General features: G+C 77.9%; 12 protein-coding genes. 5 read left to right on the plus strand and 7 right to left on the minus strand.

Going from position 1 to position 13,605, the window contains the following annotated elements; all coding sequences use genetic code 11:
• Positions 1 to 80: 80 nt before the first annotated feature.
• The 3 genes from IPO09_19410 (at position 81) to IPO09_19420 (ending at position 3,853) form a co-directional block, all read left to right on the plus strand.
• Positions 81 to 965, plus strand: a complete 885-nt coding sequence (locus tag IPO09_19410) for a hypothetical protein (protein ID MBK9519460.1) — start codon at positions 81 to 83, stop codon at positions 963 to 965.
• A gap of 3 nt (positions 966 to 968) precedes the next feature.
• Positions 969 to 1,262, plus strand: a complete 294-nt coding sequence (locus tag IPO09_19415) for a winged helix-turn-helix transcriptional regulator (GenBank protein ID MBK9519461.1) — start codon at positions 969 to 971, stop codon at positions 1,260 to 1,262.
• A gap of 71 nt (positions 1,263 to 1,333) precedes the next feature.
• The gene (locus tag IPO09_19420; protein ID MBK9519462.1) at positions 1,334 to 3,853 is read left to right on the plus strand and encodes a heavy metal translocating P-type ATPase; all 2,520 of its coding nucleotides are present in this window, start codon (positions 1,334 to 1,336) and stop codon (positions 3,851 to 3,853) included.
• Positions 3,854 to 3,871: 18 nt separating this feature from the next.
• Here the strand turns inward: IPO09_19420 and IPO09_19425 are convergent, their stop codons facing one another.
• The 3 genes from IPO09_19425 to IPO09_19435 all read right to left on the minus strand — a co-directional run bounded on the left by IPO09_19425 (position 3,872) and on the right by IPO09_19435 (position 7,545).
• Positions 3,872 to 4,981 carry a hypothetical protein gene (locus tag IPO09_19425; GenBank protein MBK9519463.1) on the minus strand — a complete coding sequence of 370 codons (1,110 nt, stop codon included), beginning with the start codon at positions 4,979 to 4,981 and terminating at the stop codon, positions 3,872 to 3,874.
• A gap of 132 nt (positions 4,982 to 5,113) precedes the next feature.
• Positions 5,114 to 6,913 carry a tetratricopeptide repeat protein gene (locus IPO09_19430; protein MBK9519464.1) on the minus strand — a complete coding sequence of 600 codons (1,800 nt, stop codon included), beginning with the start codon at positions 6,911 to 6,913 and terminating at the stop codon, positions 5,114 to 5,116.
• A gap of 47 nt (positions 6,914 to 6,960) precedes the next feature.
• Positions 6,961 to 7,545 carry a TIGR00730 family Rossman fold protein gene (locus IPO09_19435; protein ID MBK9519465.1) on the minus strand — a complete coding sequence of 195 codons (585 nt, stop codon included), beginning with the start codon at positions 7,543 to 7,545 and terminating at the stop codon, positions 6,961 to 6,963.
• A 46-nt stretch (positions 7,546 to 7,591) separates the two neighbouring features.
• On the opposite strand from IPO09_19435, the gene IPO09_19440 reads away from it, so the two are divergent.
• Both IPO09_19440 and IPO09_19445 read left to right on the plus strand, forming a co-directional pair.
• The gene (locus IPO09_19440) at positions 7,592 to 7,879 is read left to right on the plus strand and encodes a hypothetical protein (GenBank protein ID MBK9519466.1); all 288 of its coding nucleotides are present in this window, start codon (positions 7,592 to 7,594) and stop codon (positions 7,877 to 7,879) included.
• A gap of 163 nt (positions 7,880 to 8,042) precedes the next feature.
• The gene (locus IPO09_19445) at positions 8,043 to 8,411 is read left to right on the plus strand and encodes a rhodanese-like domain-containing protein (GenBank protein MBK9519467.1); all 369 of its coding nucleotides are present in this window, start codon (positions 8,043 to 8,045) and stop codon (positions 8,409 to 8,411) included.
• 72 nt (positions 8,412 to 8,483) lie between these two features.
• Here the strand turns inward: IPO09_19445 and IPO09_19450 are convergent, their stop codons facing one another.
• The 4 genes from IPO09_19450 to IPO09_19465 form a co-directional block, all read right to left on the minus strand.
• Complete coding sequence (locus IPO09_19450; protein MBK9519468.1) at positions 8,484 to 10,475, minus strand: SpoIID/LytB domain-containing protein; 1,992 nt, start codon at positions 10,473 to 10,475, stop codon at positions 8,484 to 8,486.
• Between the two features lie 5 nt (positions 10,476 to 10,480).
• Positions 10,481 to 11,368, minus strand: coding sequence for an aminotransferase class IV (locus IPO09_19455; protein ID MBK9519469.1), 888 nt, complete (start codon positions 11,366 to 11,368; stop codon positions 10,481 to 10,483).
• 87 nt (positions 11,369 to 11,455) lie between these two features.
• Positions 11,456 to 12,823 carry a stage II sporulation protein M gene (locus IPO09_19460; GenBank protein MBK9519470.1) on the minus strand — a complete coding sequence of 456 codons (1,368 nt, stop codon included), beginning with the start codon at positions 12,821 to 12,823 and terminating at the stop codon, positions 11,456 to 11,458.
• Positions 12,820 to 13,590 carry an RDD family protein gene (locus IPO09_19465; protein MBK9519471.1) on the minus strand — a complete coding sequence of 257 codons (771 nt, stop codon included), beginning with the start codon at positions 13,588 to 13,590 and terminating at the stop codon, positions 12,820 to 12,822. Before IPO09_19465 ends, IPO09_19460 begins: the two co-directional genes overlap by 4 nt.
• Positions 13,591 to 13,605 lie beyond the last annotated feature (15 nt).

Raw genomic sequence — 13,605 nt, forward strand, 5'->3', positions numbered from 1 at the left:
CCCCGAGCGGGGTCGCGGCGGCGGGGCTCACCTCCCGCTCCTCTCGCCTTCCCCACCGCCCTCCCCTGCGGAGCCGCGCCATGACCCTTCGCCGCGCCGTCGCCGTCCTGCTCGCGCTCGCCGCCCTGCCCGCCCTGGCGGCCGACGCCCTCAAGCCCTTCGTGCTGGCCTCGCGCGGCGCCGGCGACCCGGCCCCCCTGGTGGCCGAGGTGCGCGCCAAGCTCGGCGCGGCCGGCTTCCAGATCGCCGGCAGCTACCAGCCCTACCCGGAGGCCACCGTGCTGGTGGTCACCAGCGACCTGCTCAAGGCCGCCGCCGCGGCGGTGCCCGGCGCGTCCTACGGCGCCGCCCAGCGCGTCACCGTCACCACGGTCGGCGACGAGGTGCAGGTGGCCTACACCAACCCGGTCTACATGCAGTTCGCCTACCGGATGAAGACCGACCTCTCCAGCCAGGCCAGGAAGCTCGAGGCCGCGCTGGGCCGGGTGGAGGAGTACGGCCCGTCGGATCCCAAGAGCCCCAAGCAGCTCAAGGGCTACCACTACATGTTCGGCATGCCCTACTTCGACGAGCCGGTGACCATCGCCAGCTTCCCGTCGCACGCCGAGGCGGTGGCGGCGGTGGAGGCCGGCCTGGCCGCCAGGCGCGGCGGCGCCAGCAAGGTCTCGCGCATCGACCTGCCGGGCACCGAGGACGTGCTCTTCGGCGTGGCGCTGACCGACGGCTGCGGCGGCGACGCCAGCGTCATGAAGGAGATCGACTTCAAGCCGCTCCGCTCCACCGGCCACCTGCCCTACGACCTGCTGGTCTCGGGCGGCCAGGTCCTGGCCCTGCACGCCAAGTTCCGCATCGCGGTGAACTTCCCCGACCTCTCCATGATGGGGGCGCACAGCTTCATGGGCATCCGCTGCGCGCCGGACTCCATCGAGGGCGCGCTGAAGCGGGTGGCGGGCGCCGCCAAGTAGCCCATGGCCCGCCTGCGCGACGACAGCGCCCGCGCCACGCGGGCCGCCGAGGTGGTGAAGGCGCTGGCCCACCCGGACCGGCTGCGCCTGGTGGCGGCCCTCTGCGAGCGCGAGGCCAGCGGCGCCGAGCTGGCCGCCCGGCTCAAGCTGACGCCGGCCCAGGTGGCGCGCCACCTCAGGCCGCTGCTGGAGCACCGCCTGGTCCGGCCCGAGCCCGGCGAGGGGACGCCGCGCTACCGGGTGGCCGAGCCGGTGCTGCACGGGCTGGTGGCCTGCATGGAGGACTGCGGCCGCTGACGGCCCCGGCGCGGCTGGCGCCACCGGGCGCCGCGGGGTAGATCCGCCCCTCACCGACGGAGCCGCCCGCCATGGAGCCCACCCCCAGCGCCGCGCCCGCGGCGGCCGCTGCGGCGTCGGCGCCCACCTGCGACCCCGTCTGCGGCGCGGCGGTCGACCCGGCCGCGCCGGCCGGCGGCACGGTGGAGCGCGGCCGGTACCGCTACCACTTCTGCTCGGCCGCCTGCCGGGGCCGCTTCCAGGCCGAGCCGGAGCGCTGGTTCGCCCTCGATCCGGTCTGCCACATGGAGGTGAACCCCCGGGCGCCGAAGGGCGGCCAGTGGGAGCACCAGGGCGTCACCTACTCCTTCTGCAACCCGAAGTGCCTGGCCAGGTTCAGCGCCGATCCGGCGCCCTTCCTGGCCCGCCGGCCGGGTGAGCCGGCGCCGCCCCCGCCCGCGCCGGCCGCGCCCCCCGGCGCCGAGGTGGTCTGGGTCTGCCCCATGTGCCCGGAGGTGAAGGAGCAGACCCCGGTGCCCTGCCCGACCTGCGGCATGGGGCTCGAGCCGATGGTGCTGGGCGGCATGCCCTCCGCCGAGGAGCCCCCCAACCCGGAGCTGACCAGCATGACCCGCCGCTTCTGGTGGGGGCTGGCCCCCACCCTGGCGCTGCTGGCGGTGGCCATGGGCGACATGTCGAGCGGCATGGCGGTGCGCCACGCCCTGGGCGCCCGCACCTTCGGCCTGCTGCAGGCCGCGCTGGCGGCGCCGGTGGTGCTGGTGGGCGGCTGGCCCTTCTTCGAGCGCGCCTGGCTCTCGGTGCGGACCTGGAAGCTCAACATGTTCACGCTGATCGGGATCGGCACCGCCGCCGCCTTCCTCTTCAGCGCCGCGGCCGTGCTGCTGCCCCCAGGCGCCTTCCCGGCCGCGTACCTGGAGCACGGCGCCCCGCCGCTCTACTTCGAGTCGGCGGCGGTCATCGTCGAGCTGGTCTGCCTGGGCCAGATGCTGGAGCTCAAGGCCCGCAGCCGGGTCTCCGGCGCCATCCGGGCGCTCCTGCGCCTCTCGCCCAGGACGGCCCGGCGGGTGGCGCCCGACGGCAGCGAGGCCGACGTGGAGGTGACCCAGGTGCAGGTGGGCGACCTCCTGCGGGTCCGCCCGGGCGAGAAGGTGCCGGTGGACGGCCTGGTGGTCTCCGGCGCCTCCACGGTGGACGAGTCCATGGTGACCGGCGAGCCCATGCCGGTGGAGAAGGGCGCGGGGGCCCGGGTCACCGGGGCCACCCAGAACGGCACCGGCGGGCTGCTGGTGCGGGCCGAGCGGGTGGGCCAGGACACCCTGCTGGCGCAGATCGTCCGCATGGTGATGGACGCGCAGCGCAGCCGCGCCCCCATCCAGCGGCTGGCCGACGTGGTCTCCGGCTGGTTCGTGCCCGCGGTGGTGGCCTCGGCGGCGCTGGCCTTCTCGCTGTGGGCCTGGCTCGGGCCCGAGCCGCGGCTGGCCCACGGGGTGGTGGCGGCGGTGGCGGTGCTGATCATCGCCTGCCCCTGCGCCCTGGGCCTGGCCACCCCCATGGCCATCATGGTGGGGACCGGGCGCGGCGCCAGCGCCGGCGTGCTCATCAAGAGCGCCGAGGCGCTGGAGCGGCTGGAGCAGGTGCAGGTGCTGCTGGTGGACAAGACCGGCACCCTGACGGCCGGACGGCCCGAGCTGGTCCGGGTGGTGGCGCTGCCGCCCCACGACGAGGCGGGGCTGCTGCGCCTGGCCGGGGCGCTGGAGCGCGGCTCGGAGCACCCGCTGGCGGCCGCGGTGGTGGCCGGCGCGGCCGCCCGCGGGGTGGCGCTGGGCGAGGCCGGCGACTTCCAGGCCGAGCCGGGGCGCGGGGTGGCGGGCCGGGTGGACGGCCGCCAGGTGGCGCTGGGGACGGCCCCGTTCCTCGTCAGCCTGGGCGTGGACGTGGCGCCGCTGCTCGCCGAGGCGGAGGCGCTGCGGGCCGAGGGCGGCACCGCGGTGCTGGTGGCGGTGGACGGCCGGCCCGCCGGGCTGCTGCTGGCGGCCGACCCCGTCAAGCCGGGCGCGGCCGAGATGGTGCGGGCCCTGCAGGCCGAGGGGCTCACGGTGGTGATGGTCACCGGCGACGCCCGCACCTCGGCGCTGGCCGTGGCCCGGCGCCTCGGCATCACCGAGGTGGAGGCCGAGGTGCTGCCGGCCGAGAAGGCGGCGGTGGTGGCCCGCTACAAGCAGGCCGGCCGGGTGGTGGCCATGGCCGGCGACGGCATCAACGACGCCCCGGCGCTGGCGGCGGCCGACGTGGGCATCGCCATGGGCACCGGCACCGACGTGGCCATGGAGTCGGCCGGCGTCACCCTGGTGAAGGGCGACCTGGCCGGGCTGGTGCGGGCCCGCCGCCTGTCGCGCGCCACCATGCGCAACATCCGGCAGAACCTCTTCTGGGCCTTCGCCTACAACGCCGCCGGCGTGCCGCTGGCGGCCGGCCTGCTCTACCCCTTCACCGGGCTGGTGCTCTCGCCCATGATCGCCAGCGCCGCCATGAGCTTCAGCTCGGTGACGGTGATCACCAACGCCCTGCGGCTGCGCCGGGCCCGGCTCTAGGCCGGGGCCGCGGGCCGCTCAGGGGAACAGGATGACCCGCACCCCGGCCTGGAGCCAGCCGTGCACGGCGGTGCGCGGCAGCGCGAGGTCCCCGGCGCCCTCGTCCACCTCGTCGTAGCGGCCGAACCCGGCGCCGAGGAAGAGCCCCCAGCCGAACGACGGGGTGCTGCGGAAGTCGAAGCCGGCGCCCAGCCGCAGGTACTCCCAGCCGCTGTAGGCCAGGTAGTCGGAGCTGTCGGCCGAGTCGTAGCCCACCGCGCTGCTCTCGAAGCCGGTGCCCACCGAGATCCAGGGCGTGCTCGGCTCGAAGGGGGTGAAGGCGTAGCGGAGCTGCACGCCGAAGCGGGCCGTCAAGCTGCTGCAGTCGGTGCCGCCGTCGAAGCGGCACCGGGCGCGCAGCGCCGTGGCGGTCTCGCCGAACCCGAGGTCGAGCACCAGGCTGCCCATGACCCGGGGCGTGAAGCGCAGGCCGGCCTCGGTCTGGATCAGGACCTGGGCGAGGTGGAGATCCTCCATGGGAAGGCCCGGCTCGGCCTCGCCGGTGGGCGAGGCGACCCCGAAGCCGAAGGCGAACATCCAGCGGCCGGGGGCGAAGCCGAACGGTCCCGGCGGCGCGGCGGGCCCCGGCCAACCGTCCGGCGCGGCCGGGTGGAACGCTGGCGGCGAGGGCTGGGCCGGGCTCAGCTCCGCCTGCGGCGGGGCGGCGGGGCTCTCGGCCGTCGGGGTCGGGGTCGAGGTCGAGGTCGAGGTCGAGGTCGAGGTCGGGGTCGAGGTCGGGGTCGAGGTCGAGGTCGAGGTCGGGGTCGGGGTCGGGGTCGAGGTCGAGGTCGAGGTCGAGGTCGAGGTCGGGGTCGAGGTCGAGGTCGGGGTCGGGGTCGGGGTCGGCGGCGGCGTGAGCGTGGCCCCGAGCAGGCCCAGCGACCCGTCGCGGTACTCGATGCGGAAGATCTCGGCCGGCGGCACCGTGCGGAGCTGGCCGCCGGGGATCTGGATGGTGACCCCGCTGGCCGGGGTCTCCTCCACCACCGTGCCGCGCAGGCGGCCGCCGTTCTGCAGGAAGACGGTGTCGTAGCCGGAGTCGGCGGTGACGAGCAGCGCGACCAGCGCCACCTGGGCCAGGGTCAGCATGGGGAGCCTCCAGTGGCTGATCCTGACAGGCCGGGCGGCGGCGTCCACGCTCCCGGGGGGGCGCTTCGCTCCTCCCCCCCGATCTCCCCGGCGCACCCGCCCCGGCCGGGCGCCACCGCGGTGCTGGGCCCGTCAGGGCCCGCCGGTCCGCTCCAGGAGCTGGCGAGCGCGCTGGTCGCCCGGATCGAGCCTGGCCGCCTCGCGCAGCGCCGTCCGCCCCTCCTCCACGCGGCCGAGCTCGAGGAGGAGCTCTCCCTCCAGGAGCGGCAGCCTGGCCTGCTCGGGCCGCAGGCGTCGCGCCCCGGCCAGCAGCCGCAGCGCCTCCGGGCGGTCCCCCTCCTGCCCCAGGAAGCGGGCCAGGTAGAAGGGCGGATCGGTCGACTCGGGCGCCAGGGGCAGCGCCGCCTCGAGGGCCCGCCGGGCCGCCGCCTTGTCGCCCAGGGACTGCAGCGCCAGCCCCATGTTGATGTGGGCCCGCCAGTAGCGCGGGTGGACCTCGAGCACCACCCGCAGCCGCTCCACCGCCTCGGCGAAGCGGCCGCGCGCCAGGTAGGCCACCGCCAGGTTGTTGTTGACCACCACCTCGCGCGGCGCGGTGGCCAGCTCGGCCTCCCAGTAGGCCACGGCGGTGCGCCAGTCCAGGGTGCGCGCCACGGTGCGCCCGGCCAGGGCCGCCACCAGGGCCAGCCCGGCCGCGGCCGCGCGGGCGGCGGCCGGGCCCCGGCCGAGCCACCCGCCGAGCGCCGCCGCCACCGCCAGGCAGAAGCCGACCGAGGGCAGGTAGAGCAGCCGCTCGGCCAGCAGCACGCCCACCGGGATGACCTGCAGGACGGGCAGGAGCGGCAGGAAGATCCAGAGCAGGCCGGCCGCGGCCAGCGGGGCGCGCCGGAGCAGCAGCAGCCCGGCCGCCAGCGTGGCCAGCCAGGCCGCGGTGGCCAGCGCGAAGCCAGCGGTGGGGCCGGTCAGCGTGGGCAGGCGGGCGGCGTAGGCGAAGTCGCCGCCCAGGAAGGCGGGGAAGGCCAGGATGCGCAGGTACTCGCCCAGCACCCGGCTCATGGTGAGGGCCACGTGCGCCGCGGGCGTGCCCACCGGGAACCAGCGCGCCTCGGGCGCCACCCCCAGCACGGGACCGCGCGCCAGCAGGTAGGGTACCAGCGCGGTGGCCAGCAGCCCGGCCACGGCGGCCGCCTCGGCCAGGGCCCGCCTCGGCGCCGCGCCGCGCAGCCCGGGCCGGACCTCGAAGCCCGCCGCCGCCGGGAGGGCCACGGCGATCACCAGGAAGATCCCCGGCGTGACGATGGCCACCTCCTTGGAGAGCACCCCCGCCACCAGCACCAGCAGCGCGGCGGGGAGCCGCCAGGCGGCGCCGCGTCGGCCCAGCGCCAGCAGGAGCGCACCCAGCGCGAAGGAGGTGGAGAGCGGCTCGGTCCGGCCGAAGATGGAGGCCACCGCCTCCACGTGGGCCGGGTGGACGGCGAAGAGGAGCCCGGCCAGCAGCGCCACCCGGGCCGCGCGCCCCGGGCCACCGGCCTCCTGCGGCCAGGCCGCCGCGGCCAGGCGCCGCGCCACCGCCAGGACCAGCAGGCTGGCCAGGCCGTGCAGCGCCACGTTCACCAGGTGGTAGCCCGGGGTCCACCGCCCGTGCACCGCGTAGTCGAGCGCGTAGCTGAGCGTGGTGAGCGGGCGGTAGGGGCCTCGCACCGAGGGCTCCCCGGCGAAGCCGTAGAGCTCGCGGAAGATGCGCCCCACGTTCCGGAGGCTCCAGGTGAGCGGGTTGTCGAGCGCCGCCCAGCCGTCGTCCAGGATGGGAGGGTTCTGCAGGGTGCCCAGGAAGGGCAGCACCGCCGCCAGCAGCACCACCAGGCGGGGCCGCGAGGCCAGGGCGTCGAGCGCCCGCAGGGGCCAGGGTGGTGGGGTGGTCGGGGTGGTCACGGCGGTGGCTGGGGTGTCGGCGCCGGGCGCCGCGGCGGGGGCCTGGCTCAGCTGGTGGCCCGGTCGATGAGCCGCTCCACCGGGCCGTCCGGCCTGAAGGCCCGCAGCGTCTCCAGCAGCGCCCCGGGCTGGCGCCCCACCAGCAGCAGGCGCCGGTGCTCGGCGCGCAGGAAGCCGGCGGCCTCGGCCTGGTCGAAGAAGGCGATGAGCGGGGCGTAGTAGCCCGCCACGTCGAGCAGCCCCACCGGCCGCTGGTGCAGCCCCAGCTGGGCCCAGGTGAGCACCTCGGCCAGCTCCTCCAGGGTGCCCATGCCGCCCGGCAGCGCCACGAAGCCGTCGGAGAGCTCGGCCATCAGCGCCTTGCGCTCGTGCATGGAGGCCACCACCCTGAGGTCGGTGAGGCCGCGGTGGGCCAGCTCGCGGATCTGGAGCACCTCGGGGATGACGCCGGTGACCCGTCCGCCGGCGGCCAGGACGGCGTCTGCCACCTGGCCCATCAGCCCCACCGAGCCGCCGCCGTACACCAGCTCCAGGCCTCGCTCCACCAGCTCGCGCCCGAGCGCGCGGGCGGCCTCGACGTACCGGGGGTCGCGGCCCGGCGAGGCGCCGCAGAAGACGCAGATCCGCTTCATAGGGTTGCGCAGCATAGCCCGGGCGTGGCATCACGCGCCCGTGCGAATGTCCCGCCCTCGCCTGGTGCTGCGCGCCGCCCTCCTCCTGCTGGTGTCCGGCTTCATGGCCTGGCGCGCCCACCAGACCGGCCTGGCGTCGGCCGCGCCCGGGCTGGACGCCGCCGGCGCCCTGCTGCTCTGGCGCATCGGCATCCTGGAGTGGATCCTGGCGGCGCTGGCCCTGCTGACCGGCGGCGCGGCGCTGCTGGCCCTGCGCAGGAGGCGGCCAGGCGGCGCGCTCCGCCTGGACGGGCCCCGGCCCCCCGGCGGCGCGGCGCCCCCGCAGGGGCCGTGAGGGAAGCCCCGCACCGGGCCAGGCGGGATTCCTCCAGGGCCTGGCGGGCCTGACGCACCGGCTGGCGCCCGGGCCGGCCGGGTGACCCGGCCGGGAGCCCCCGCCCGAGTGCCGACCCGAATCCGCCTGGCGCCGCCTGGCTCCCACTGGCCAAGGAGCCACCATGCCCACCGCCGTCGCCCTCGCGCTCGCCCTCGCCCTGTCTGCCCCCGGCCTGCCGCCCCCGGGGCTGGTGGACGGCCCCACCGCGGCGCGGCTGGTGGCCGAGGGCGCCACCGTGCTCGACGTCCGCACCCCGGCCGAGTTCGAGGGAGGGCACATCCCCGGCGCCCGCCTCCTCCCGTTCGATCAGGTGGCGGCCCGCGCCGCCGAGGTCGGCCCCCGCGAGAAGCCCGTGCTCCTGTACTGCCGCACCGGCCGGCGCACCGCCCTCGCGGCGGCGGCGCTGCGCTCCCTCGGCTTCACCGCCGTCTACGACCTGCAGGGCCTCGTGAACTGGCCCGGCGAGGTGGCGGCCGGGCCAGCCCGGTAGCCGCGGCGGACCCGGCCGCGCCGCCGGCCCGCGCCCCGGGCGCGTGACGCCGTTCGCTCCAGTGGATTCGCTTCAGTGGATCCGGCCGACCTCGGCGCCCTCGAAGGACGCCTCCAGGATGCGCCGGTAGTCCTGCCCGGCCTCGGCCCGACCGATGGCGCCCCACTGGCACATGCCGGCGCCGTGGCCCCACCCCCCGCCGCGCAGCACGGTCTCCGCCCCCTCGCGGTCCACCACGAACATCGACGAGGGCAGGTTCTTCAGCAGCCGGCGGATGGTGAGCTCCCCCCGCACCTCGGCGTCCGCGAGCTCCCCCTCCACCCGCAGGGTGAGCACCCGCCCGGAGACCCCGCGCGCCAGCGGCGCCAGCCCTCGCACCCGGCCCACCCCCAGCGGCGCCGCCAGGCCGTCGAGATCGGCCGGGGCGAAGCGCCGCTCCCAGCGGAAGCGGTCGCGGCGGGCCGCCGCCGGGCGGGCGCACCAGGCGTCGGGCGGTGCGGCCAGGAAGTCGCGCAGCCGGGACTCGTCGCGCAGCCCCCCGCCCCAGATCGGCTGGAGCGCCGCCGGCAGGTCCGGATGGCCGCCCAGCCCCGGGCGCGGCCCGCCGCCCCACACCAGGTGGGCGTCCTCGCCGTGGCCACCGCACATGGCGGAGTAGACCCCGTCCACCAGGGTGCGGTCGGCGCGGCCGAAGAGCGCCTCGCCGGCGGTGGCGCGCACCGCCTCGTCGGTCCTGAGGGTCTCGGCGCCGGTGCCGCGGTAGGCCTGGCAGTGGACCTCGGCGCAGAGCAGGTACGGATCGCCCAGGTGGCGGGTGCCGATCTGCGCCAGCACGTTGGAGCGGGCCGTGACGGCCTGCGCCTTGAGCGCCTCCAGCGGCGACCCGGCCGGCATCTCGGAGGGGACCAGGCCTCTCAGCAGCGCCTCGAGCGGCAGCAGGTTCACCAGCGCCAGCGCCCCGCCGGCGTCGACGGTGACCAGCAGGCGGCCGCGGTAGCGTCGGTCCTCGCGGGCCGCCCGGCCGTCGAGGCCGTGGGCCACCGCCTCCACCGCCGCCCCGGCGTCGCCCGCCACGTCCAGCGCCGCCACCAGGTCGGCCTCGCCCAGCAGGCCGGCCTCGCCGAAGACCTGCAGCGTGCCGCGCGGCCGCTCCACCAGCTCGGCGTGGAGCGGCACCCGCTGGCCAGCGCGGGCCTCCAGGTCGGCGGCCTGGGCCGCCGCGCCCGCCCTCGAGCCGTCGCCCGCCGCCAGCAGGAGCTCGCGCCGGTTGTCCACCACCCGCCCGCCCAGGCCGTAGACGCCGCCCACCAGCCGGGTGCGCAGCGCCACGCCGCGGCCGGTCCACTCGCGCCGGGCCGGCTCGAGCCCGGCGCGGTCGGCCCGGACCGCCTCGCCGAGCAGGGGGGCGTGGTCGAGCCGCGCCGGGGCGGCGTGTCGCAGCCGGAAGGTGAGCGCCGCGCCGGCCGGGAGCTCCAGCACGCCCCCGCCGCGGAGCGACAGGCGGGCCGGGCCCAGTGGCCTGAGCGAGAGCGCCTGCTGGCCCTCGGTGATCCGGATGGTGACCAGCGGCTGGCCGCCTGGCCCGAGCTCGAGCCGGTGGCTCCAGAGGAGCTCGAGCGGATCCGCCTGCTCGAGCGAGGTGGGGAGCGGGGTGAGGTCGGGCGGTGGATCGGGTGGCGGGAGCGGCGGAGGGAGGTTGGAGAGGATCCCGGGGGGGAGGAAGGAGGGCACTGGCGGGGTCGCCGCGCCCTGCACACCCTCTCCCCCAGCCTGCTGGGGGAGAGGGCCGGGGTGAGGGGGCACTGCGGTCGAGGTCGCGGTCGCGGTCGGGGTCGGGGTCGGGGTCGGGGTCGGGGTCGCGGTCGAGGTCGGGGTCGGGGTCGCCGCGCCCTGTACACCCTCTCCCCCAGCTTGCTGGGGGAGAGGGCCGGGGTGAGGGGGCACCGCGGCCGGTGACGAGGCCGCGACCGGCGCCGGGACCTCCCTGGACGCCTCCGTGACCGTCGCGCAGGCCAGCGCGAGCACCAGGAGCGGGAGCGCGAGCGCGCGGCCGGGGCGGATCATCCGGCTCAGTCTACCTTGCCGCCGCCGGCCAGCCTGCGGAAGGCCGCGTGCAACCTCGCCGTCACCGGCCCGGGCCGGCCCTGGCCCACCGCCGCGGCGCCCAGCCGCGTGGCGGGCAGGATCTCGCGCGCCGTCGAGGTGATGAAGAGCTCGTCGGCCTGGGCCAGGTCGGCGGTGGTGAGCGGGCGCTCCTCGGCGCGCACCCCCTCCGCCGCCGCCAGCCGGAGGACCACGCCCCGGGTCACGCCCTCCAGGATCCCCGCGTCGAGCGGCGGCGTCAGGAGCAGGCCGCCTCGCACCAGGAACAGGTTGGAGCTGGTGCCCTCGGTGACCCGGCCCGCCGCGTCCACGAAGAGCGCCTCGTGGGCCCCGGCCGCACGGGCGGCGCGCTGCGCCCGGACGTGGGCCCCGCGGGCCCCGGTCTTGGCGGCCGGGTCGTCCGGCCCCCGCCCGGCCTCCACCACCAGCAGCGCCACCCCGTCCCGGTAGGCGCCGAGCGGCGGGGCGTGCAGCGCCTCGGCGATCACCACCGCCGCAGCCGGGACCTCGGGCGCCTGCTCACCGCCGCCCCGGGTCATGACAACGCGCACCGACCGCTCGCCTTCGTTCCACGGGGCGGCCGCCGGATCGGGCGCGTCCCCGCCCAGCGAGGCCGCCACGGTGCGGGCGATCTCGCGGCCGGTCCGCTCCGCCGCCCAGGGCAGGTCGAGCCCGGCCAGCGCGGCAGAGCGCGCCAGCCGCGCCAGGTGTGCCTCGAGCTCGAAGGGCACGCCGCGGTAGGTGCGCAGCACCTCGTAGACGCTGTCGCCCTGCAGGAAGCCGCGGTCCAGCACCGGGATCCGCGCCGCCGCGGGCGCGAGCAGGACACCGTCGAGGTCGATGACCGTGGGCATGCCGTCGTCATAGCGCACCCCCGCCGGGATCTGCCGGATCCTCCTTTGGTTCCGGTCGCTTTCTTGACCCCGATCCAGCTGGTGATATCACCTGGCATCACCATGGACGTCGCCGTCGAGTGCACCCACTGCCAGGTCACGATGACGAGCTGGGCCGCGCCCGGCAGCACCGTCCGCTACTACCAGTGCCCCTTCTGCCAGCGCACCCACGCCTCCTGCTACGGCGAGGTGTTCCAGCGCGGGGCCGGCGCCCGGGTGGTCGGCGGGCCGGTCCGCACCGCCTCCCCCACCACCCTGCCGCAGGCCTCCGAGGATGCCATCCAGTGGGCCGGGGTGAAGGCCCGCGCGGCCCGCTGGTTCGCCCGCCTGGAGGCGGAGGAGCACCAGGCGGCCGCCCGCGAGGCGCGTCCGCCGCCGCCTCGTCAGGCGGCGCCGCGCCGCCGCCGCCGTGGCGACGGTGGCCGCCGGCCGCCCGGCCCGCCACAGGTAGCCGGCCAGCGCGGCGGCCAGCCCCAGGCCGAGCGCGGCCTTGGCCGGCGCCGGGAACCAGGGCGCCGGCGAGACGGTGGCCTCCACCAGCGCCACCACCAGCAGCACCGGCGCCGCCACCGCCAGCAGCCGCGCCCCATCCCTGCCCCCTGCCGCCACCGCCTCGCGCCGCGGCCACTCGCCGGGCCTGAGCAGCCCGCGCGCCAGCACGAACCCCCCCTGCCCGGCCAGCACCAGCGCCGACAGCTCGGCCGGCCCGTGCGCCGAGAGGAAGGCCAGGAAGCCCGGCCCCAGCCCGGCCTGGAGCACCGCGGCCGAGACCGCGCCCAGCAGGAGGCCGTTGGCCAGCAGCAGGGCCGCGGTGCCCACGCCCCCGGTCAGGCCGAGCGCGAAGGCCAGCGCCGCCACGGTCAGGTTGTTGCGGAGCAGGGCGCCACCTGCCAGGCCCGGGGCGGCCGAGAGCAGGTCGCCGGTCCAGAGCCGGCCCGCCGCCAGCGAGGTGCGCACCGCACCCGGCACCAGCCAGGCGGCCGCGGCAGGCTCGAGCGCCACGGCCAGCGCCCCCCCCGCCGCGCCGGCCGCCAGCAGGCCGGCGGAGAGCGCCAGCGCCCACCCGTGGCGCCGGGCGGTGGCCGGCGCCTCTTGGGCATAGAGCGCCAGGAGCGCCGCGCCCGGGCGGCGGCGGCGGCGGTAGAGCGCGGCGGCGGCGCCGGCCGTCAGCTGCGCCAGGTAGCCCTCGGCGTCGGTGGCGGGGAAGGCGGTGCGGGCGTGGGCCAGGTCACCGACGGCCCGGCGGTAGAGCCGGTCGAGCTCCTCCACCTCGGCCAGCGACAGGCGGCCGTCCTCCACCCGGGCCGCCAGCGCGGCCAGCCGCTCCCAGCCCTCGCGCCGCGCGCGCACGAAGGCCGCCACGCCGCGGCCGCGCCCCTGGCCGGAGCCAGGGGAGGCCGGACGGCCGGCGCTCACCCGCCCTCCGCGGCCAGCGCCGCCAGGGCCTCGAGGAACCCCTCGGCCTCGCCGGCCGGCGGGGCGTCCAGGCCGGCGCGCCGCGCCAGCGCCGTGGCCAGCGCCTCCGCCAGCCGGGCGCGGGGGCCGGGGTCGAGCTCCGGCCGCCGCGCCAGGAAGTCCACCAGCCGCTCGAACTCGGTGGGGGAGAGCCGCACCGCCGCACCGCCGCGCCGACCGTGCAGCCTGGCCGCCGCGCCCGCCGGCGGGCCGTAGCGCGACAGGTCGTAGCGCCGCTCCTGCACCACCAGGGTGCCCGCCACCAGGTCACCGAGCCGCTGGCGCCGCCCGCCCAGGGCCACCAGCAGCACCGCCGGCGCGTACCCCAGCGGCAGCTCCACCACCCGGAGGGCGTTGCGCACCAGCGACTCGAGCGGCCCCACCGGCGACCCGTCGGCGCGCACCACCCGCAGCCCCATGGCCCGCTTCCCGGGCGTCTGCCCGCGCGCCAGCACCTCCCAGGCCACGTCCCAGCCCCAGCCGGCCGCCAGCACCCCGGCCACCGCCACGAGCTGCCCCGCGTAGGAGAGCGCCTTCACCTCGGTGATCAGGTCGCCCGACACCGAGTAGAGGAGCAGCCCGGTGATCCAGGCCAGGAAGACCAGCAGGGCGTCGAGCAGGGCGGCCAGCGCCCGGGGGCCCACCCCGGCCGCGGGGAGCGCGGGGCCCTCGTGCTCCAGGGCCTCGTGCTCCACGGCCTCGGGGCCGGCGGCTGGTTCGGCGTGCACGGGCGGAGTCTAGCG

The organism is Anaeromyxobacter sp., assembly GCA_016718565.1.
GTDB lineage: Bacteria > Myxococcota > Myxococcia > Myxococcales > Anaeromyxobacteraceae > JADKCZ01.

Coding starts and splice junctions, on each gene's coding strand:
- IPO09_19410 (MBK9519460.1), top strand. CDS start 81: ATGACCCTTCGCCGCGCCGTCGCCGTCCTGCTCGCGCTCGCCGCCCTG.
- IPO09_19415 (MBK9519461.1), top strand. CDS start 969: ATGGCCCGCCTGCGCGACGACAGCGCCCGCGCCACGCGGGCCGCCGAG.
- IPO09_19420 (MBK9519462.1), top strand. CDS start 1,334: ATGGAGCCCACCCCCAGCGCCGCGCCCGCGGCGGCCGCTGCGGCGTCG.
- IPO09_19425 (MBK9519463.1), bottom strand. CDS start 4,981: ATGCTGACCCTGGCCCAGGTGGCGCTGGTCGCGCTGCTCGTCACCGCC.
- IPO09_19435 (MBK9519465.1), bottom strand. CDS start 7,545: ATGAAGCGGATCTGCGTCTTCTGCGGCGCCTCGCCGGGCCGCGACCCC.
- IPO09_19440 (MBK9519466.1), top strand. CDS start 7,592: ATGTCCCGCCCTCGCCTGGTGCTGCGCGCCGCCCTCCTCCTGCTGGTG.
- IPO09_19445 (MBK9519467.1), top strand. CDS start 8,043: ATGCCCACCGCCGTCGCCCTCGCGCTCGCCCTCGCCCTGTCTGCCCCC.
- IPO09_19450 (MBK9519468.1), bottom strand. CDS start 10,475: ATGATCCGCCCCGGCCGCGCGCTCGCGCTCCCGCTCCTGGTGCTCGCG.
- IPO09_19455 (MBK9519469.1), bottom strand. CDS start 11,368: ATGCCCACGGTCATCGACCTCGACGGTGTCCTGCTCGCGCCCGCGGCG.